Here is an 18,807-nt window from a genome sequence, read left to right on the forward strand (position 1 = left end):
TCAGGCGCCCAAGGCCTGGCGCAGGCGCGCTTCAAGCTGCGCGGCGTCCAGGTCCTGGCCAATCAGCACCAGGCGGGTGATGCGCGCTTCATCGCTGCGCCAGGCACGGTCGAAGTGCTTGTCGAAACGGGTACCCACGCCCTGGATCAGCAGGCGCATCGGCTTGCCGGGAATGGCGGCGAAGCCCTTGGCGCGCAGGATGCCGAACTCACCGACCAGTTGGCTCAGGGCACCGAGCAGCAGGCTTTCGTCGGCCTCGGGCAGGTCGATGGAAATCGAATCGAAGGCATCATGATCGTGGTCGTCGTGATCGTCACCGTCGTGGTGCGAATCATGGTGGGTGCGACGGCCATCGATATGCGCCTCGGACTCGGCGCCCACGCCCAGCAGCACGTCGAGTGGCAGGCGGCCACTGCTGGCCTCGATCACCTTGACCGCCGGCGGCAGTTCCTCGGCCACCTCGGCGCGCACCTTGGCCAGGCCCGCGGCGTCGATCAGGTCGGCCTTGTTCAGCACCACCAGGTCGGCACTGGCCAACTGGTCGGCGAACAGCTCGTGCAGCGGCGATTCGTGGTCCAGGTTGGGGTCGAGCTTGCGCTGGGCGTCGACCTGCTCGGGGTAGGCGGCGAAGGTGCCGGCGGCCACCGCCGGGCTGTCGACCACGGTGATCACCGCATCGACGGTGCAGGCGTTGCGAATTTCCGGCCACTGGAAGGCTTGCACCAGGGGTTTGGGCAGGGCCAGGCCGCTGGTTTCGATAAGGATATGGTCAAGGTCGCCGCGGCGGGCCACCAGCTCGCGCATCACTGGGAAGAACTCTTCCTGCACGGTGCAGCACAGGCAGCCGTTGGCCAGCTCGAAGACCCGGCCCTGCGCCTCTTCCTCGGTGCAGCCGATGCTGCACTGCTTGAGGATCTCGCCGTCGATGCCCAGTTCGCCGAACTCGTTGACGATCACCGCGATACGACGGCCCTGGGCGTTGTCGAGCATGTGGCGGAGCAAGGTGGTCTTGCCCGAGCCGAGAAAGCCGGTGACGATGGTGACAGGGAGCTTGGCCAGTGTTTTCATGTCGCGTTGCCCTTGGCGGCTGTGGCGCGGGCATGCGGGACGGCGGCCGCGGCCATGCTGGCCGGGCGCGTTCGCCACCGGATCACCCCGCCCGGTTGAAAGTCGAAAACGTCGCGAGGCAGGTCTCCTGGCTTGCACCAATCCGGCGCCGGGGCCGGTGGCTCAGCGCCTTCCCGCGCGCCTGCGCAGTGGCTGTGCCGAACCTTTCAGTGCCTACAGTTGCGGGGGCAGCCGCGGCTTGTACCGCGTTCCCGTCTTAGCTCAGGCCAGGCCTGAGAACCTCGAAGCGGCAAGGCTACGCATCCACCCGACAACGGTCAACCGCCGCCGCGATTGACGCCGGCCACGCCCCGTGATTTGCTAGCGCACTGCCTTCAGGTGCCCCCAATTGGGGGTGAAACGGGAAACCGGTGCGACGCGGCCTCTACAACAGGGGCGGACAAAGCCGGTGCTGCCCCCGCAACGGTAAGCGAGCGATGCTCGCCAGCCCGGAGACCGGCCTGTGGTGCTCGATGAACAACCCCGCGGTGGGCGGGTGCTGTCGCATGCCCTGGGCCATCCGCGCCTGGGGGCGTCGCGCTTGCCCGTTGCCCAAAACAAAAGCAGCAGAGGAACGCGTCATGCCTATCACCAGTGCCAAGCACAGCATCGTCACCCCCGTCAGCCTCAGCCAGCGCCTGCTGGTCGCCGTGGGCGCCAGCCTGCTGGGCCTGAGCCTGGTGTACTTCGCCGGCTTCTCGCACATCGAGGCGGTGCACAACGCCGCCCACGACACCCGTCACAGCGCCGCCTTCCCCTGCCACTGAGTATCCCCGCATGATCACGCGTATTGCCCGCACCGCGGGCTTCAGCGGGCTGCTCGCCGCCCTGCTGCTGACCCTGCTGCAAAGTTTCTGGATCGCCCCGCTGATCCTCCAGGCGGAAACCTTCGAGAGCGCCGCCCCGGTAGCCGAGCAGCATGAACATGCGCCAGCCGAAGCCGGCCACAGCCATGAGCACAACGCCGAGGCCTGGGCACCGCAAGACGGCTGGCAGCGAGTGCTGGCCACCACCGGCGGCAACCTGGTGGTAGCCGTCGGCTTCGCCCTGATCCTCGCCGCGCTGTACAGCCTGCGTGAACCTGGCCGCGTCAGCACCGGCGCGCTCTGGGGCCTGGCCGGCTTCGCCGTGTTCTGCCTGGCGCCCACCCTGGGCTTGCCGGCCGAGCTGCCAGGCACCGCCGCCGCCGACCTGGGCCAACGCCAGGCCTGGTGGATCGGCACCGCCGCCGCCACCGCGGCCGGCCTGGCCTTGCTGGTGTTTAGCCGGCATTGGTTGTTCAAGGTGCTGGGGGTCGTGCTGCTGGTGATCCCTCACCTGATCGGCGCGCCACAACCGGCAGTGCACGCAAGCCTGGCCCCAGAGACCCTGGCCACACAGTTCAAGATCGCTTCCTGGCTGACCAACGCCGCGTTCTGGCTGGCCCTGGGCCTGCTCAGCGCCTGGCTGTTCCGCCGCGCCAACCCGGCCTGATGCTCGATTTCAGCCCGCAGCCCGCGCTGTACGCGGGCTTTGGTTGTCGCCGTGGCTGCCCCGTCGAGACCCTGGCGGTGCTGCTGCGCCAGACCATGGCCCGCCACGTCCTGCCCCTGTCGGCCTTGCGCGCCATCGCCAGCATCGACCCGAAGGCCCGCGAACCGGGCTTGCTGGCCCTGGCCGAGCGCCTTGGCGTGCCGTTCCTGTGCTTCGACGCCGCGCACCTGCTAGCTTTCGAACCGTTGCTCAGCCAACGCTCGGCCACCGCCTACGCCCAGACCGGCTGCTGGGGCGTGGCCGAAAGCGCCGCCCTGGCCCTGGCTGCCCGCGTCGCGCCACAGCCCAGCCTGCACGTGCCGCGGCAAGTCCTTGCCGGCGCTACCCTGGCGCTGGCCATCGGCGGATAATCCGCTTCTTTATCTGCAAGGAACCGCCATGACGGTCTACTTCATCGGTGCCGGCCCCGGCGATCCGGAACTGATCACGGTCAAGGGCCAGCGCCTGATTCGCCAGTGCCCGGTGATCATCTACGCAGGCTCCCTGGTCCCGCCCGCGGTGCTCGAGGGCCATAACGCCCGAACCGTGCTCAACAGCGCCGAACTGCACCTGGAGCAGATCGTCGAGGCCATGCGCCAGGCCCACGCCGAAGGCCTGGACGTGGCCCGGGTGCACAGCGGCGATCCCAGCCTGTACGGCGCCATCGGCGAACAGATCCGCCACCTGCAGGCACTGGGCATCGACTACCAGATCATCCCCGGGGTCACCGCCACCGCCGCCAGCGCCGCGCTGCTGGGCTGCGAGCTGACCCTCCCGGACGTGGCGCAGACGGTGATCCTCACCCGTTATGGCGACAGCTCGCCGATGCCGCCAGGCGAGCAGCTGGCCGATCTGGCCCGGCATGGCAGCACCCTGGCCATCCACCTGGGGGTCAAGCACCTGGCGCGCATCGTCGACGAGCTCTTGCCGCACTATGGCGGTGACTGCCCGATTGCCGTGGTGCACCGCGCCACCTGGCCGGACCAGGATTGGGCTCGTGGCAGCCTGGCGGATATCGTCGAGCGGGTAGCGGCCAAAGGCTTTCGCCGTACCGCGCTGATTCTGGTCGGCCAGGTGCTGGGCGATGCGCCGTTCGCCGAATCCGCGCTGTACCGGGCCGGGCACGCCCACTTGTACCGGCAGGGCAACTGAAGCGATTGCCGTCGGGGGCGGTGGCGTTGCACACTGCGTGCAACTTGCCAACGGAATGCCTGCCATGCTCGAACTGCGCCCCAACTGCGAATGCTGCGACCGCGACCTGCCGGCCGAAAGCCCGGATGCACTGATCTGCTCGTTCGAGTGCACCTTCTGCCGCGCCTGCAACGACCGCCACTTCCAGGGCCAGTGCCCCAATTGCGGCGGGCAACTGGTGACTCGCCCTACCCGCACCGGCAAGGCCCTGGCCAACAACCCGGCAACGACCCTGCGGGTCCACAAACCACACGCTGCTTGCGCTTGAGGTGTATTTGTAGGATTTTTCAGCAAGCGATCGTAGGTTTATCAACACACCTATACTCGCCTATTACCAAGGCTCCTGATTCTCCGTAAGGTGCGCGCAGCCCAGTTGGCCCGCCACCTTGCGCATGCAGTAAAACGCAGGACGCGGGCTGCACTTTGACAGGAGTTACCCAAATGACATCCGTGTTGCTGGTTGATGACCACCATATTGTTCGATTGGCCGTGCGCATGCTGCTCGAGCGGGAGCGCTTCACCATCGTGGGTGAGACAGGCAAAGGCAAGGACGCCGCGCGCCTGGCCAAAGAAACCAAAGCCGAAGTCGTCATCCTCGATATCGGCTTGCCCGACCTTGATGGCATGGAGGTAATCAAGCGCCTCAAGCTGCTGGAGCCCGCGCCGAGGATCATGGCGCTCACCGGCCAGCCTGCCGACCTTTACGTGCGCCGTTGCATGGATGCCGGTATCAGCGCCTTCGTCAACAAGGACGAAGACCTCGATGCCCTGGTGTTTGCCCTCAAGGCCCTGGTCAAGGGCTACTCGACCTTCCCGCAGATGGCGGTCAACAGCAATACCCTGGAGAGCGAAAGCGCCCGGCTGATGCAGCTGTCCAATCGGGAAATGGAAGTGCTGCGTCGCCTCTGCGCGGGCCAGTCCAACAAACTCATTGGCGAACAGATGAACCTCAGCGCCAAGACCGTCAGTACCTACCGCGGGCGAATCATGGAAAAGCTCAAGGTCGAGTCGCTGGTTGAAATGGTCGACCTGGCCAAGCGCAACAACGTGGCCTGACCCATGATCGGGCGCACGCTGCTGTGCCTGGTGTTGGCCCTAGCATGGCCGTTGTCCGCCCCTGCCGCCGTGCCGGGCGAAAGCCGCCACTTGCTGGCGCGGGCCTTGAGCGCCGCGCCCCCGTTGCAACTCGACGACACCGACCGGCGCTGGCTGGAGCAGCGTAAAGCGCTGGTGCTGGGAAGCTCGCGTCCGGACTACCCACCATTCGACATCAACACCAGCCAGGCCGACTACGAAGGCTTGAGCGCCGACTACGCCGGGCTGATCGGCGAGCAGCTCGGCGTGCCGGTGCGGGTGCGCCGCTATGCCAGCCGCGCCATGGCCCTGGCCGCGCTGCGCGCCGGCGAAGTCGACTTGCTGGGGACGTCCAACGCCTTCGAGGCCAACGATGCCGAGCTGGCCCTCAGCCACTCCTATGCCGACGATCTGCCGGTCATCGCCTCGAGCCATTCCCGCACACTGCGCGAAAACAGCGACCTGGCCGGGCTGCACTTGGCCATGGTCGACCACTATCTGCCGATGCAGACCGTGCAGCAGTTGTTCCCCCAGGCCCAGCTGCGCCTCTACCGCTCGACGCTGGCCGGTATCGCGGCGGTAGCCCTGGGCCAGGCCGACGCCTACCTGGGCGATGCCATCAGTACCGACTACGTGATCGCCAAGGGTTACCAGGGGATGGTCAAGGTCGACCACTTCGTCAAGGCGCCGGTCGGCACCTTTGCCTTTGCCCTGGCCCGCGACAACCCACGGCTGCTGAAACTGGTGAACCTGGCCTTGGCCAGGATCGCCGACAGCGAGCGGCTGAACATTCTGCGCCGCTGGACCAGCGGCAGCACCAGTGTCTTGCTCGATCGCCGCCTGGCCGCCCTGACCCCGGAAGAGCGCGACTGGATCGAGGGACACCGCCAGGTCAAGGTCATGATCAATACCACCCTGGCGCCGCTGAGCTTTACCGATGCCCAGCAAAACCCCCGTGGCATCGCCTTGGACCTTCTGGAACGTATCAGCCTGCGCACCGGCCTGCGCTTCCAGATCGTCGAGTCCGAGTCATTCCAGGACATGGTCGAGCAGACCGCCCAGGGCCAGGTCGACATGATCGGCGCCATCGGCTATGGCGTGCACCGCGCCTTGCGCCTGCGCTACACCCGGCCCTACATGATCAGCCCGCGGGTGCTGGTTACCCGGCACAATGCTCCGCCACTGATCGGCGACCAACCGTTGAGCGGCCTGCGCGTGGCGCTGCTGCGCGGCTCGCCGCTGCGCGATGGCCTGACGCTCCAGGCCAGCGGCATCCAGCCGATCGAGAAGGAGAACCCCTTGCAACTGATGGAGGCCGTGGCCAACGGTGAGGCGGATGTGGCGATCAGTTCACACATCAACGCCGCCTACTTCATCAACCAGGTGTTCAAGGGCCGCCTGAGGATCGCCGGCCTGCAAGGTGACGAGCCGGCCCTGGCAGCATTCGCCGTCAGCCCGGCGCAGCCGCAGTTGCAGGCGATCCTCGACAAAGCGCTGCTTAGCATCCCGCCGGACGAACTTGAACAACTGGTCAACCGCTGGCGTACCAATGCCGTGGTCAGCGACAGCCCCTGGCGCAACTACCGTACCCTGGCCTTGCAGGTACTGGTGCTGGCCGCCGTGCTGCTGGCCGGCGTGGCGTTCTGGAACACCTACCTGCGCAAGCTTATTCACCAGCGCACCGAAGCCCAGCGGGCCTTGCAGGAGCAGTTGGCACTCAGCCGCAGCTTGCTCGAACAATTGCGCCAAGCCAAGGACGATGCCGAACGGGCCAGCCAGGCGAAAAGCACCTTCCTCGCGGTCATGAGCCATGAAATTCGCACGCCGATGAACGCGGTCATCGGCTTGCTTGAGCTGGCCCTGGAGGACAGTCACCACGGGCGCAGCGACAGCCACGCGCTGAAAACCGCCCACGACTCGGCGCTCGGCCTGCTCGACCTGATCGGCGATGTGCTCGATATCTCGCGCATCGAGTCCGGCCATATGACCCTGCAGCCCCAGCCGGTCGAGTTGATCGAGCTGGTTCAGGTGACCTTGCGGGTGTTCGAGGGCAATGCGCGGGCCAAGGGCATCCAACTGCACGGCGCATTGCCCGAACCGCCCTGCTGGGTGCGGGTCGATGCCTTGCGCCTCAAGCAGGTGCTGTCGAACCTGGTCAGCAATGCCATCAAGTTCACCGACCGTGGACAAGTCGACGTGACCCTCACCGCCACGGCGCTTGACGCCCAACGGCTGCGCATCAACCTGCAGGTCCGTGACAGCGGCATGGGCATCAGCGCTGCCAATCAGGCGCGCCTGTTCAACGCATTCGCCCAGGCCGATGGCAGTCAGGGCCGCCAAGGAGCCGGGCTGGGCCTGGTGATCAGCCGCGAACTGTGCGAGCTGATGGGCGGCCAGCTGAGCCTGCAAAGTCTCGAGGGCCTAGGGACCCAGGTCGATATCCTGCTCACCTTGCAGGTCTGCCCCCCACCTAGCCGGGAGCCGGTGAGCGGCATCGGCCGGGAGATCGCCGGCGGGCCGTTGCAGGTGCTGGTGGTCGACGATTATCCAGCCAACCTGCTGCTGCTCGAGAAACAGTTGCGTTCACTCGGGCACCAGGTAGTGCTCGCCGACCAGGGCGAGGCGGCCCTGGCTTTGTGGCAGGCCGGGCACTTCGATGTGGTGCTCAGCGACTGCAGCATGCCCGTGATGGACGGCCATGAACTGGCCCGGCGCATCCGCGCCGCGGAAAAACAACGCACACGGCCGGCCTGTCGCATCATCGGCGTCACCGCCAACGCCCAGGCTGAAGAACGCCAGCGTTGCCTGGACAGCGGCATGGACGACTGCCTGTTCAAGCCAATCGGCCTGCAGGCCCTGAAAGGCTGCCTGGCTCACCTGCGCAGCATCGACCCAGCCCCCTGCCCCACGGCGCGTGCCAGTGGTTTCGACCTCCAACAGCTGCGTCACCTGACCCAGGATGACGAGCAGTTGATCATGCGCCTGCTGGAGCAGTTGGCCGCCAGCAATGCCGAGGACCTGCAGGCCCTGCGGGCGCTGGGAAGCTCGCCGGCCAGCGAGGCGCTTGGCCCGGTGGTACACCGGATCAAGGGTGGCGCCAAGATGCTCAAGGTCAGGACCGTGGTGCAGGATTGCGAAGCCCTGGAGCAGGCCATCGCCCACCGCCAGCCGCTCGCTTCGTTGCTCGAACGGCTGCACGCCAGCCTGCACAGCCTCGAACGCGAGCTGCGGGAAAACCTCAGTGCAATTGCAGGGTCGAGCTGATCTGGCTGATCGCGTCCACCACGTGCCGCGAACCCTGCTGAATTTCCATGATCACCGTGCCCGCCTCGTTGGCCAGCTCCACCCCGAGCCCGGTACGGGTCAGGCTCGACTGCATGCTGGCCACCGCCGTCAGCGACAGGTCGTGGTTCTGCCGTACCACCTCGACGATCTCCAAGGTGGCCTTGCTGGTGCGCGCCGCCAAGTTGCGCACTTCGTCGGCCACCACCGCGAAGCCGCGGCCATATTCGCCGGCCCGCGCCGCCTCGATCGCCGCATTGAGCGCCAGCAGGTTGGTCTGGTCGGCGATGCCACGGATGGTCAGGACGATCTGGCCAATGGCTTCGGACTGTTTGCTGACGGCATCGATGCTGCGCGCGGCCTGGTTGAGTTCGGCGGAAATCTGCTCGATCACCTCGACAGTCTGCTGCACTACCTGGGTGCCCTTGCGCGCGCAGGCGTCGGTCTGTACCGAGCTGGCATGGGCGGCATCGGCGGCGGTCTGCTGGGTACTGACCTGGTTGGTGATGTCGCTGGCGAACTTCACCACTTTGTACAAGCGGCCCTTGTTGTCGAAGATCGGGTTGTACGAAGCCTCCAGGTAGACGGTCTGGCCCTGCTTGTTGATGCGTTCGAAGCGGTGCGAATGGTACTCGCCGCGGTTGAGCGAGGCCCAGAAGTCGCGGTACTGCGCCGACTCACGCTCGTGGGCCAGGCAGAACAGCCCGTGGTGCCGGCCCACCACTTCCTCCAGGCGGTAGCCCATGGTGTCGAGGAAATTCTGGTTGGCCTTGATCACCCGCCCGGCCGGGGTGAACTCGATCACCGCCATGGAACGGCCGATGGCCTTGAGCAAGCTTTCACTCTCGTGTTCTTCATTGACATGGCGGGTGATGTCCGAGGCCACCTTGATCACACTGGTGACCTGTTGGCGCTCGTCGATCACCGGCATGTAGCTGGCTTCCAGCCAGACCTCGCGACCGGTCTTGTCGAGGCGCTCGAAGGTACCGCTGATGGCCTTGCCCTGCCCCAGTTCGCGCCACAGCTGCTGGTACTCGGCGCTCTTGGCATAGGCCGGGTCACAGAAGATGCGGTGGTGCTTGCCGCGAATCTCCTCGGCGCTGTAGCCCATGGTGCTGCAGAAGTGCTCGTTCGCATCGAGGATCGTGCCGTCTGGCGCGAACTCGATCATCGCCATGGAACGGCTGATCGCCGCCAGCTTGGCCTCCATGCCCGCCAGGGCCTGGCGGCAACGCTGGATCTCGACCAGATCGGACTTGCGATGGTATTCGAACATGAGCCGGGGCTCCTTCTGCTCTGGGATGAACCTGAGCATAGATCGGCGTTTTCACCGTGCAAGCGAACTGATATCACTTTTGAATTAGCTATTTGCGCCCGTTTGTCTGGTGGTTTTTGCCGATGATCTGCCACCGTTGCCGGCCAACCCGACGCCGTGGTGGATGGCCGCTCCACCTGTAGGAGCCAGCTTGCTGGCGAACCAGGCGACACGGTAGCCGGCTCCTACGCGCCGTGCCCGGCCGCTCAGGAACTCTCGCGCACCATCAACTCGAAGCCCAGGTCCTGCTGCCCATCCGCACCACGCTTGCCGTCGAGCATGCCCAGCAGGGCCTGCGCCGCGCCGCGCCCCACCGCTGCCCGCGGCGTGCGGATCGAGGTCAGCCGCGGCACCATGTGCGCCGAACCCGGCAAGTCGTTGAACCCGACCATCGCCACCTGCCGAGGCACCTCGACGCCCTGGCGCAAGGCTTGCAAAATCGCGCCCTGGGCCAGGTCGTCGTTGCAGAAGAAAATACCATCGACATCCGGCGCCCGAGCCAGCAAGCGGCTGAACAACTCGCCCCCCAGGCCGATCGACGACGGCTGCGGGTCGAGCATTTCCAGCTCTGGCGCCTGCAAGCCGGCTTGCGCCAACGCCTGGCGGAACCCCTCGGCCCGTTGCATCACCCGCGGGTCCAGTTGCGCGGCGATGAAGCCCAGGCGCCGCCGCCCACGCTCGATCAGGTGCCGCGCCGCCGCACGCCCTGCCTCGTACTGGGAAAACCCGACCGACAAGGCACCGTCTGCGCCACCCAGCTCCATCATGTGCACGCAGGGCACCTGGCTGGCGGCGAGCATCTGCCGCGAGGCTTCGCTGCGCTCGAAACCGGTCAGCAACATGCCGCACGGCTGGTAGGCCAGATAGTTGCGGATCAGGTTCTCTTCCTCGGCGATGTCGTAGTGGTAGTTACCTATCAGCACCTCCAGCCCACGGGGCCGCATCACCTCGTGGATCGCCTCGAGGGTGTCGATGAACAGTTGGTTGGAGAGCGAAGGAATCAACACTACCACCGACTGGCTGCGCGCCGAGGCCAGGGCTCGCGCCGCCGGGTTGGCGACATAGCCCAGGCTGGCCGCCGCGGCCTTGACCTTTTCCACCAGCTCCGGGGCGACCGTGCTGACCCCGCGCAGGGCGCGGGAGGCGGTGATGGGGGAAACCCCGGAAAGCCTGGCGACTTCTGCCAGGGTGGGACGACCAGTGGTACGCGAGCCGATACGGGACATGGGAATTGGAGTTTTTCCACTTGCAGGAAGAGGGAACGGTCACTAAGGTAGCGCTGTCTCTGGATGCAGGCAATGCAATCCTGGTAGCAGTCATGCCTTATACGTCCATACTGCCAAAGACAAGATCAATAACACCCGGGAGGGTGGCGCTTACCTGTCTGGTTCAACACCGCAAAGACAGCGCTATCTCACCCAGCAGGAGGTACAGATGAACCCTTCCCTGTCCGCGATTGTGGTCATGGGCGTGGCTGGATGCGGCAAGAGCTGCATCGGCGCGGCCATTGCCGCGCGCAGCGGCGGCCGCCTGATCGAAGGCGATGCCTTTCACCCCGCCGCGAACATCGCCAAGATGAGCGCCGGTATTCCCCTGGACGACGACGACCGCGCTGGCTGGCTGGTGCGCCTGGGTGAAGAGCTGCAGAACGTGATCAGCGCGGGCGAACGCCCGATCCTGACCTGCTCGGCGCTCAAGCGCCGCTACCGCGAGACCTTGCGCCAGGCGGTACCCACGCTGGGCTTCGTGTTCCTCGAACTGACCCCGCAGGAAGCCGAGCGGCGTGTGTTGGCCCGTCCTGGCCACTTCATGCCGGCAAGCCTGATCGAGAGCCAGTTCGCCGCCCTGGAGCCGCCCCGCGGCGAACCCCGGACCCTGGCGCTGGACGCCACCCGCTCGGTCGAAGCCCTGGCCGAAGACGTGCACACCTGGCTAAAGCCCGGTGGTGAGCGGCCCCTGGCGCGTACTGCCTGAATCGACGGTATTGCCAGCTCACCCAAGATAGCGCTGTCTCTGTACCTTGCGGCAAGCAACGACCAAGAAACACGCTCCACCAAAACAACAACGACAAGACCGAGGCTAACGATCCATGTTCGGACTAGCTACTGATACCTTCCTGCTGCTCGACGCACTGGTCACCATCGTCGGGCTGATCCTGCTGATCACTCATTTCAAGGTCCATCCCTTCGTTGCCCTGACCCTGGCCGCGGGCTTTCTCGGCCTGACCTCCGGCATGCCGGTGGCCAAGGTGATGAAGTCGTTCCAGGACGGCTTTGGCGGGGTACTGGGCTTCGTCGGCATCGTCCTGGCCCTGGGCACCATGCTCGGCAAGCTGATGGCCGACTCCGGCGGCGCCGACCAGATCGCGCAGACGCTGATCCGCGCCTTCGGCAAGCAGAAAGTGCACTGGGCGATGATGTTCGCCGCCTTCCTGGTGGGCATTCCGCTGTTCTTCGAGATCGGCTTCGTGCTGCTGATCCCGCTGGTATTCATCGTTGCCCGTCGCTCCGGCGTGTCACTGGTGAAGATCGGCATCCCGCTGCTGGCCGGCCTTTCCGTGGTTCACGGCCTGGTGCCTCCACACCCGGGCCCGCTGCTGGCGATCGGCATCTTCCACGCCGACATCGGCAAGACCATCTTCTATGGCCTGCTGGTGGCTCTGCCCACCGCAGTGATCGCCGGTCCGCTGTTCGGTAACTTCATCTCCCGCTACATCCCGGGCAATCCGTCCCAGGAGCTGATGGACCAGATTGCCCGCGAGTCGGACCAGCAGAACCTGCCCAGCTTCAGCGTGACCTTGATCACCGTGCTGCTGCCCGTGGCGCTGATGCTGCTCAAGACTTTCGCCGACGTGGTGCTGCCAGCCGAGCACATCGTGCGCCAATGGATGGACCTGATCGGCCACCCGATCACCGCCCTGCTCGCCGCCCTGCTGCTGGCGTTCTACACCTTCGGTTCGGCGCGCGGCTTCAACCGCCAGCAGATCATGAAGATGCTCGACCAGAGCCTGGCACCCACCGCGGCCATCGTGCTGATCGTCGGCGCCGGCGGCGGCTTCAAGCAAATGCTGGTGGACACCGGGGTCGGCAACGTGATCGGCCAGATGGCGGTCCAGGCCGAGATCTCGCCGATCCTGCTGGCCTGGCTGGTGGCGGCGGTGATCCGCATCGCCACCGGTTCCGCGACCGTGGCCACCATCACCGGCGCCGGCATCGTCGCTCCGGTGATCGACCTGGTGCCGGGGGTCAACCGCGAGCTGCTGGTACTGGCTACCGGGGCCGGCTCGCTGATTCTGTCCCACGTCAACGACGCCGGGTTCTGGCTGGTCAAGCAGTACTTCAACATGACCGTCGCCGAAACCTTCAAGACCTGGAGCATGATGGAGACCATCCTCTCGGTGGTCGGCATCATCTTCATCATGTTGCTGTCGATGGTGGTGTGACCGTCGGTCGCCGTGATGGCACCAAGCTAATCGACTCAAGGCCCAAGTGAGACAGCGGCCCTGCGCAGGCAGGGCCGTTTTCTTTCCTCGCCAAGGAGCCTGCCCCATGAAAGCTGCCCTGCTGCTCGCCGCCCTGCTCGCTTCGCCACTGGCTCTGGCCGCCGGAACCGGCGCCACCTACCCCGATGACCCGCACAGCCCGGCGCCCAAGCCAGGTGTCGACAGCACCCTGAACCCCGTCGAAAAGCCCATGCCGCGCGATACCGACCCGCGGATCAAGGGCAACGACCCCGACAGCCCGCCGGCCGAGCACAAAGATGAGCGCGACTTGCCCGGCATGGGCGGCAGCGGTTCGGAGGGGATGGGACGCGGTGGCGATGGCTCAGGGGGTACGGGCAAGCCTTGAGGCCTCAGCCCCACATACCCCGGTAGGAGCGGCCTTGTGTCGCGATGGGGCGCAAAGCGCCCCCACAATCTCAGTGTCGCCGCGAAAAGGGCCGGGGCGCTGTGCGCCCCATCGCGACACAAGGTGATCCTACAGGGCTTGCGCCCAGGTCACCATTGGCGCTTGTCTGGCCGGCTCAGGCCAAGCTTCTCGATTTTGTAGCGCAGCATGTCCCGTGACAGCCCCAGCAAGCGCGCCGACTTGGTGACGTTCCAGTCGGTGCGGTCGAGCGTGCGACAGACCATGTCGCGCTCCATGTCCGGCAAACTGCCGGTCGCCTCCGGCTCGTGGCGATGCGCCTCGTACACGGTCATCGGCGCGGGCGCAGCCAGGGGCTCATCGACCAACGTCATGCACAGGTTCAACTGGTGCGCGCCAATCACCTCGCTGGGGGCCAGCAATACGGTCTGCTCGAGCATGTTACGCAGCTCGCGCACGTTGCCCGGCCAACTGTAGCCAAGCATCAGCGCCTCGGCTTCGGCGCAAAACCGTAGGTTAGGCTTGCCATAGCGCCGCCCGTGATGGGCCAGGAAGTGTCGGGCCAGGCGCAAGATGTCCGGCCCCCGGGCATACAGGCGTGGCACCTTCAGGGCGATGATGCGCAGGCGGAAGAACAGGTCGCGGCGGAACTTGCCCTGCTGCACCATTTGCTCGAGGTTGCAGTTGGTAGCGCTGATTACCCTCAAGTCCACCTTGCGTTCCTTCACCGCGCCGATGCGACGGATGCAACGATCTTCCAGCAACTTGAGCAGCTTGGCCTGCAGCACCAGGTCCATCTCGCCGATCTCGTCGAGGAACAGCGTGCCGCCATCGGCCGCCTCGACCAGCCCCACCCGGCGCTCCTTGGCGTCCGTGAACGCGCCCTTCTCATGGCCGAACAGCTCGGCCTCCAGCAGGTTGGCCGGAATCGACGCGCAGTTGAACTCGATGAACGGCCCTTTGGCGCGGCTGCCGTCAAAGTGCAGGGCACGGGCCACCAGTTCCTTGCCGGTGCCGGTCTCGCCCTCCACCAGTACCGGCGGCAGGTCGTCGCTGGCCATGCGCCGCTCGGCATCGAGCAACTGGCGCAGGGTGTGCTTGAGGTCGAGCATCACCGGCGACTCGCCAATCAAGGCCTGCAACCCCGACTTCTGCGCCTCGCGCTCCTGGTAGAACGACAGCGTGCGCTCCATGCGTTCGGCGGCCAGGGCCTTGTCCAGCATCAGCTTGAGCTCGGCGAGCACCACCGGCTTGGTCAGGTAGTGGAAGGCGCCCTCCTTCATGGCCAGCACGGCGTCCTCGACGTTGCCGTAGCCGGTCATCATGATTACCTTCAACGCAGGCACCTGGGCCACCAGGGCACGCAGCAGGTCGTGGCCGCTCATGCCGGGCAACGAGTTGTCGGTCAGCACGGCGTCGGGCTGGGCGCGCTTGATCTGCTCCAACGCCAGCTCCGCGCTGTGGCACACCATGACCTCGAAGCCCTTGAGGCTCAGGTAGGTGCGAATGTTGTCGGCAAGGATTTCATCATCCTCGACCACCAGGATGCTGTGTTCCATGGTCCCCTCCCGCTGCGATATTGAAAGTCAGGCTGACGCGGGTTCCTTCCTCTTCGCGGCTGGTCAGTTCGACCGCGCCGCCAAAGCGTTCCATGATCCGTTTGACCAGGGCCAGGCCGACACCGAGGCCGCCCTGCTTGGTGGTGAAGAAAGGCTTGAACACCATGCGCCGTTGTTGCTCGCTCATCCCTTTGCCGGTATCGCTGAGCTGCAACTGGGCCTGTTGGCCATCCACCTGGTGCACCTCGGCGCGCAGCTCGCCACCCTGGGGCATGGCCTCCAGGGCGTTGGCGAACAGGCTGTTGAGGATCTGCGTCAGTTGCAGCGGCTGGCTGGCCACCCATTGCACGACCGGGCCGGCGAAGCTGAAACGCACCTGGTTGCGCTCGATCTGCAGGGCGAACGTTTGCCGGGCATCCTCAAGGGCGGCCACCAGGTCCACTGCCTCGGGCTCGTCGCTGGTCGGGCGCAGCGAAACCAGCAGGTCGCGCACCCAGCGCGACATGCGGTCGACCTGGGTGATGATGTCGACGATGTTCTTCTGCGCCGCGGGGCTGGCGATATCCTGGGCCAGCTCGGCGCTGGAGCGGATGTTGGCCAGCGGGTTGCGCAGGCTATGGGCCACCGCCGAGGACATCTCGCCCAGGGCCACGTAGGTTTCGCTGGCCACCAGTCGCTCCTGTTGGTGCTGCAGCAAGCTGGCGGCGCGGCGCACGATCCAGAACAGGCCGAAGTAGATCAATGCTCCCCCCACCAGGGTCGAGGCCCAGATCAACACGTAGCCACGGTGGATGCGCCGCACCAGGTCCTGCGGCTCCTTGTAGATCTCGACCATGCTCAGCACCTGCTCGCCCTGGCTGTCGAACAGCGGGATGTAGTTCTCGATGAACAGGTGCCGCGGCTCGCGCTGGAACTTCTGTTCCTCGCGTTCCTCGTCGGCCTTGTGATAACTGGCCGACACCGACTTGCGCGAACGGAAGGCCTGCTCCAGGTCGTCATCCTCCTCGATGCGCTGGCCGATCAACTGCGGGTTGGTCGACCACACCACCGTACGGTCACGGGCGTAGACGTTGGCCAGCAGGGTATCGGGCAGGTGCTCGACATGGTCGAGAAATTCCACCCGGGTGGCTTCGGCCAGCTGTGGGGTGAACTGCAGATGCTGCTGGTCCAGGCGCGGGTCGAGCAGCTCGCCCATGGTCACCCCCGGCGGCAACTGCGAATGACGCACCTCGGCCTGGGCCATGGCCTGGATGAACTGCGCGGTGAGCATGGCATCGCGCTCGACGCTGTCGCGTACCACGAAGCGCGTCGACACATAGCCCAGGCCGCCGGCCACTGCCGCGATGATCAGCAGGCTGACCAGCGAGAACCAGCGCAGCAGGTTGAACTCGTGCAGCGGCGTGGCCAGCCCGGCGGAGGCTGCAGCAGTTTTGTCGATGGCTTGGTTGTCGAGCGTCTGCATCGCGTCGTTCCCGCCTTTGAGCCAGTGAGGCCACCGGCACGCTGTCGCTACCGGTGGTAGCCCTGTAACGGCCGACAGTCATGACGAACTGGCGGCCCTGGTGAGGTGAAGCAAAAATCCGGCCATTCCTTTTAAAAAAACAAAATCTCTTTAAAAACAATTAGTTATTAGATTTTTGTAAAGTTTATTCTTGAAAAATCCCCCATATTCGGGGAAACACCAAAAAACAATAAATTCAATTAAAACAATTAGTTATAGAACTATCCTAATCTAGAAAATCAACTATTTACCACCCGGAAATTGAGCGAAACCCGCGTCCCCAGCCCAACACGGCTGCTCAATCTTACCGACCCCCCATAGCGCTCCATGATCCGCTTGACCAATACCAGCCCAACCCCCAGGCCGCCCTGCTTGGTGGTGAAGAATGGCCGGAAGGCCAGGCGCTGTTGCTGCTCGCTCATGCCCTTGCCAGTGTCCGAGAGGCGCAGGGTCAAGCCACGCCGATCATTGCGCGCCACCTCCACGCGCAGTTCGCCGCCCGGCTCCATCGACTCCAGGGCATTGGCGATCAGGCTGCTGAAAATCTGCCCCAGCAGCACCGGCTGCCCCAGCACCTGGACCCGCGGCACCTCGGCCACGCTCAAGCGGATGCCACCCCGCGCCAGCGCCGTGGCGAACGCCTGCAGGCTGTCATCCAGCGCTTGGGCGACATCCACCGGTTGCGCCTCGTCGTTGAGCGGCCGCAGCGACTGCAACAACTCGCGAACCCACTGCGACATGCGGTCGACCTGGCTGATGATGTCATTGATGTTCTTCTGTGCCGGCCCCTCGTCGAAGGCCTGGGCCAATTCGGCGCTGGAGCGGATACTGGCCAGCGGGTTGCGCAGGCTGTGGGCCACCGCCGACGACACCTCGCCCAGGGCGACGAAGGTTTCATTGCCGATCAGGCGCTTCTGCTGCACCGCCATCAACCGCGCGGCCCGGCGCATGATGCCGTACAGCCCGACATAGACCACGCCCGCCCCCACCGCGATGGCCAGCCAGATCAGCAGTAGGCCATGCTCGATGCGCACGATCAGGTCGTGGGGTTCCTTGTAGATCTCGACCATGGCAGTGACGTTCTCGCCATCGGCGTCGAACAGCGGGATGTAGTTCTCGATGAACAGCTGTTCGGGCGGGGTGACGAACTTCTGTTCGCTGCGCGCCTGCTCGAAGTCGTGGTAACTGGCCGAGACCCGCATCTTGTACTCGAAGGCCTGGTCCAGGTCGTCGTCCGATTCGATCAGACGGCCGATCAAGGCCGGGTTGCTCGACCAGATCACCGTGCGGTCCGGGGCATAGATATTGGCCAGGAGCATATCCGGCAAGTGGGCGATATGGTCGAGGAACTCGCCCCGGGCCTTGCGCCGGGCCTCGGGGTCGACATCCGGCATGCCGTGGTCGGTGCGCGGGTCGAGCAGTTCGCCCATGGTACGCACATTGGGGATCGACACATGGCGCACCTCGGCGTCGGCGATGGCGGTGATGAACTGGGCGGTGAGCAATGCGTCGCGCTCGACGCTTTCGTTGATGATGAAGCGGCTGGAGATCAGGCCCAGCCCCGCCGCCACCGAAACGATGATCGCCAGGCTGACCCAGGCGTACCAGCGCAGCAGGTTGAACGGCTTGCGCCCGGTACTGGCGTCGGGTGTGTCGGGGCGGGGGGCGAGGTCCATGGTCGGGCTCCGCGGCTGGGCACATCTACAGGTTATAGCCCAGAGTTGGAGGGCCAGGGGTGTTGGCGGCTCATAGGCGCCGCAACCCCCACGCCGAACCTGCTGATCACAGCGGCGAATCCTCAGCCAACCCCCGCAGCAGGCGATACTCGCGCAACACATTGGGTACATAGCGCTGGGTCTCGGCAAACGGCGGCACCACCCGTCCGCGGCTCAACACCGCATCTGGCCCGGCGTTGTAGGCCGCCACCGCCAAGGTGATGTCATTGTCGAACAGTTTCAGCATTTGCTTGAGGTAACGCGCTCCGCCGCGCACGTTGGCCTCGGGGTCGAGCACATCCTTGACCCCCATCTCCTTGGCCGTGTCCGGCATCAGTTGCATCAGCCCCGCCGCCCCCTTGGCCGAGCGTGCCTTGGGGTTGTAGCCGGACTCGGCCTTGATCAACGCATGTAACAGCGCCTGCGGCACATCGCTGGCCAACGCGGCGGCAGCCACCACATCGGCGTAGGGTCGCCCGGTGACCAGTTGCGCATTGACCGGCCCGCCGGCGATGCCGGTCTCGCTGATCACCCGATCATAGTGCCGTCCTGGCCGATGCACGTTGGACAGCACGAAGCCGCCCTTGCCGTCACGAGAGATGTACACATCGGCCTGGGCGCCCAGCACCATCAGCCCCATCGCCAGCCCGCTCACTCCCAGGATCAGTCCACGCATGTCGGTCGC

At 65.5% G+C, this 18,807-nt stretch carries 17 protein-coding genes, 1 pseudogene and 2 riboswitches; of the genes and pseudogenes, 10 read left to right on the plus strand and 8 right to left on the minus strand.

What is annotated here, in order from left to right:
• Positions 1-1,068 (minus strand): cobalamin biosynthesis protein CobW, encoded by a 1,068-nt coding sequence (gene cobW / locus ACODS5_RS05235; protein WP_489108133.1) that lies wholly within the window; start codon positions 1,066-1,068, stop codon positions 1-3.
• Between the two features lie 100 nt (positions 1,069-1,168).
• Positions 1,169-1,367: riboswitch (cobalamin riboswitch) on the minus strand.
• A gap of 60 nt (positions 1,368-1,427) precedes the next feature.
• A riboswitch (cobalamin riboswitch) is annotated at positions 1,428-1,586 on the plus strand.
• A gap of 102 nt (positions 1,587-1,688) precedes the next feature.
• Between cobW and ACODS5_RS05240 the strand changes: the two genes are divergently transcribed.
• The 7 genes from ACODS5_RS05240 (at position 1,689) to ACODS5_RS05270 (ending at position 8,148) form a co-directional block, all read left to right on the plus strand.
• Entirely contained in the window at positions 1,689-1,874 is a 186-nt protein-coding gene (locus ACODS5_RS05240) for a CbtB domain-containing protein (RefSeq protein WP_489108134.1), read from the plus strand.
• Between the two features lie 10 nt (positions 1,875-1,884).
• A complete protein-coding gene (locus tag ACODS5_RS05245) occupies positions 1,885-2,580 on the plus strand; it encodes a CbtA family protein (protein ID WP_134689736.1) in 696 nt (231 codons plus the stop codon).
• On the plus strand, positions 2,580-2,990 hold the full coding sequence (locus ACODS5_RS05250) for a cobalamin biosynthesis protein (protein ID WP_134689737.1): 411 nt from the start codon (positions 2,580-2,582) through the stop codon (positions 2,988-2,990). The genes ACODS5_RS05245 and ACODS5_RS05250 overlap by 1 nt, the downstream gene beginning before the upstream one ends.
• A 28-nt stretch (positions 2,991-3,018) precedes the next feature.
• A complete protein-coding gene (cobM, locus tag ACODS5_RS05255) occupies positions 3,019-3,771 on the plus strand; it encodes a precorrin-4 C(11)-methyltransferase (protein ID WP_134689738.1) in 753 nt (250 codons plus the stop codon).
• Positions 3,772-3,835: 64 nt separating this feature from the next.
• Positions 3,836-4,078 (plus strand): DUF1272 domain-containing protein, encoded by a 243-nt coding sequence (locus tag ACODS5_RS05260; protein ID WP_489108135.1) that lies wholly within the window; start codon positions 3,836-3,838, stop codon positions 4,076-4,078.
• A gap of 173 nt (positions 4,079-4,251) precedes the next feature.
• Positions 4,252-4,866, plus strand: coding sequence for a response regulator (locus tag ACODS5_RS05265; protein WP_489108136.1), 615 nt, complete (start codon positions 4,252-4,254; stop codon positions 4,864-4,866).
• A gap of 3 nt (positions 4,867-4,869) precedes the next feature.
• A complete protein-coding gene (locus ACODS5_RS05270) occupies positions 4,870-8,148 on the plus strand; it encodes a transporter substrate-binding domain-containing protein (RefSeq protein WP_489108137.1) in 3,279 nt (1,092 codons plus the stop codon).
• On the opposite strand, the gene ACODS5_RS05275 is transcribed toward ACODS5_RS05270, so the two are convergent.
• The 3 genes and pseudogenes from ACODS5_RS05275 to gntR form a co-directional block, all read right to left on the minus strand.
• A complete protein-coding gene (locus tag ACODS5_RS05275) occupies positions 8,123-8,578 on the minus strand; it encodes a methyl-accepting chemotaxis protein (RefSeq protein ID WP_372239474.1) in 456 nt (151 codons plus the stop codon). The two genes, ACODS5_RS05270 and ACODS5_RS05275, sit on opposite strands and share 26 nt — an antisense overlap.
• An 81-nt stretch (positions 8,579-8,659) precedes the next feature.
• Positions 8,660-9,481: pseudogene (locus tag ACODS5_RS05280) on the minus strand (PAS domain-containing protein); the annotation flags it as partial.
• 206 nt (positions 9,482-9,687) lie between these two features.
• Positions 9,688-10,707, minus strand: a complete 1,020-nt coding sequence (gene gntR / locus ACODS5_RS05285) for an HTH-type transcriptional regulator GntR (RefSeq protein WP_489108138.1) — start codon at positions 10,705-10,707, stop codon at positions 9,688-9,690.
• Between the two features lie 208 nt (positions 10,708-10,915).
• On the opposite strand from gntR, the gene ACODS5_RS05290 reads away from it, so the two are divergent.
• From ACODS5_RS05290 to ACODS5_RS05300, 3 genes are all read left to right on the plus strand, one after another.
• Complete coding sequence (locus tag ACODS5_RS05290; protein WP_489108139.1) at positions 10,916-11,455, plus strand: gluconokinase; 540 nt, start codon at positions 10,916-10,918, stop codon at positions 11,453-11,455.
• 115 nt (positions 11,456-11,570) lie between these two features.
• Positions 11,571-12,923, plus strand: a complete 1,353-nt coding sequence (locus tag ACODS5_RS05295; protein WP_062574186.1) for a GntP family permease — start codon at positions 11,571-11,573, stop codon at positions 12,921-12,923.
• Between the two features lie 106 nt (positions 12,924-13,029).
• Positions 13,030-13,329: a hypothetical protein gene (locus tag ACODS5_RS05300; protein ID WP_134689745.1), complete on the plus strand. Its 300-nt coding sequence runs from the start codon at positions 13,030-13,032 to the stop codon at positions 13,327-13,329.
• A gap of 149 nt (positions 13,330-13,478) precedes the next feature.
• On the opposite strand, the gene ACODS5_RS05305 is transcribed toward ACODS5_RS05300, so the two are convergent.
• The 4 genes from ACODS5_RS05305 to ACODS5_RS05320 all read right to left on the minus strand — a co-directional run bounded on the left by ACODS5_RS05305 (position 13,479) and on the right by ACODS5_RS05320 (position 18,798).
• Positions 13,479-14,906, minus strand: coding sequence for a sigma-54-dependent transcriptional regulator (locus tag ACODS5_RS05305; RefSeq protein ID WP_489108140.1), 1,428 nt, complete (start codon positions 14,904-14,906; stop codon positions 13,479-13,481).
• A complete protein-coding gene (locus ACODS5_RS05310; RefSeq protein WP_489108141.1) occupies positions 14,875-16,368 on the minus strand; it encodes an ATP-binding protein in 1,494 nt (497 codons plus the stop codon). The genes ACODS5_RS05305 and ACODS5_RS05310 overlap by 32 nt, the downstream gene beginning before the upstream one ends.
• A gap of 278 nt (positions 16,369-16,646) precedes the next feature.
• On the minus strand, positions 16,647-18,083 hold the full coding sequence (locus tag ACODS5_RS05315) for a sensor histidine kinase (protein ID WP_489108142.1): 1,437 nt from the start codon (positions 18,081-18,083) through the stop codon (positions 16,647-16,649).
• A gap of 106 nt (positions 18,084-18,189) precedes the next feature.
• A complete protein-coding gene (locus ACODS5_RS05320; RefSeq protein ID WP_134689749.1) occupies positions 18,190-18,798 on the minus strand; it encodes a lytic transglycosylase domain-containing protein in 609 nt (202 codons plus the stop codon).
• Positions 18,799-18,807: the final 9 nt, after the last annotated feature.

The sequence above is a fragment of the Pseudomonas sp. FG47 genome (genome assembly GCF_057809115.1).

Bases quoted from the DNA above. Each gene is read 5' to 3' on its own strand.
- ACODS5_RS05300 (WP_134689745.1), top strand. From the start codon at position 13,030: ATGAAAGCTGCCCTGCTGCTCGCCGCCCTGCTCGCTTCGCCACTGGCT.
- gntR (WP_489108138.1), bottom strand. From the start codon at position 10,707: ATGTCCCGTATCGGCTCGCGTACCACTGGTCGTCCCACCCTGGCAGAA.
- ACODS5_RS05260 (WP_489108135.1), top strand. From the start codon at position 3,836: ATGCTCGAACTGCGCCCCAACTGCGAATGCTGCGACCGCGACCTGCCG.
- ACODS5_RS05245 (WP_134689736.1), top strand. From the start codon at position 1,885: ATGATCACGCGTATTGCCCGCACCGCGGGCTTCAGCGGGCTGCTCGCC.
- ACODS5_RS05305 (WP_489108140.1), bottom strand. From the start codon at position 14,906: ATGGAACACAGCATCCTGGTGGTCGAGGATGATGAAATCCTTGCCGAC.
- cobW (WP_489108133.1), bottom strand. From the start codon at position 1,068: ATGAAAACACTGGCCAAGCTCCCTGTCACCATCGTCACCGGCTTTCTC.
- ACODS5_RS05310 (WP_489108141.1), bottom strand. From the start codon at position 16,368: ATGCAGACGCTCGACAACCAAGCCATCGACAAAACTGCTGCAGCCTCC.
- ACODS5_RS05250 (WP_134689737.1), top strand. From the start codon at position 2,580: ATGCTCGATTTCAGCCCGCAGCCCGCGCTGTACGCGGGCTTTGGTTGT.
- ACODS5_RS05315 (WP_489108142.1), bottom strand. From the start codon at position 18,083: ATGGACCTCGCCCCCCGCCCCGACACACCCGACGCCAGTACCGGGCGC.
- ACODS5_RS05240 (WP_489108134.1), top strand. From the start codon at position 1,689: ATGCCTATCACCAGTGCCAAGCACAGCATCGTCACCCCCGTCAGCCTC.
- ACODS5_RS05295 (WP_062574186.1), top strand. From the start codon at position 11,571: ATGTTCGGACTAGCTACTGATACCTTCCTGCTGCTCGACGCACTGGTC.
- ACODS5_RS05320 (WP_134689749.1), bottom strand. From the start codon at position 18,798: ATGCGTGGACTGATCCTGGGAGTGAGCGGGCTGGCGATGGGGCTGATG.
- cobM (WP_134689738.1), top strand. From the start codon at position 3,019: ATGACGGTCTACTTCATCGGTGCCGGCCCCGGCGATCCGGAACTGATC.
- ACODS5_RS05290 (WP_489108139.1), top strand. From the start codon at position 10,916: ATGAACCCTTCCCTGTCCGCGATTGTGGTCATGGGCGTGGCTGGATGC.
- ACODS5_RS05265 (WP_489108136.1), top strand. From the start codon at position 4,252: ATGACATCCGTGTTGCTGGTTGATGACCACCATATTGTTCGATTGGCC.
- ACODS5_RS05270 (WP_489108137.1), top strand. From the start codon at position 4,870: ATGATCGGGCGCACGCTGCTGTGCCTGGTGTTGGCCCTAGCATGGCCG.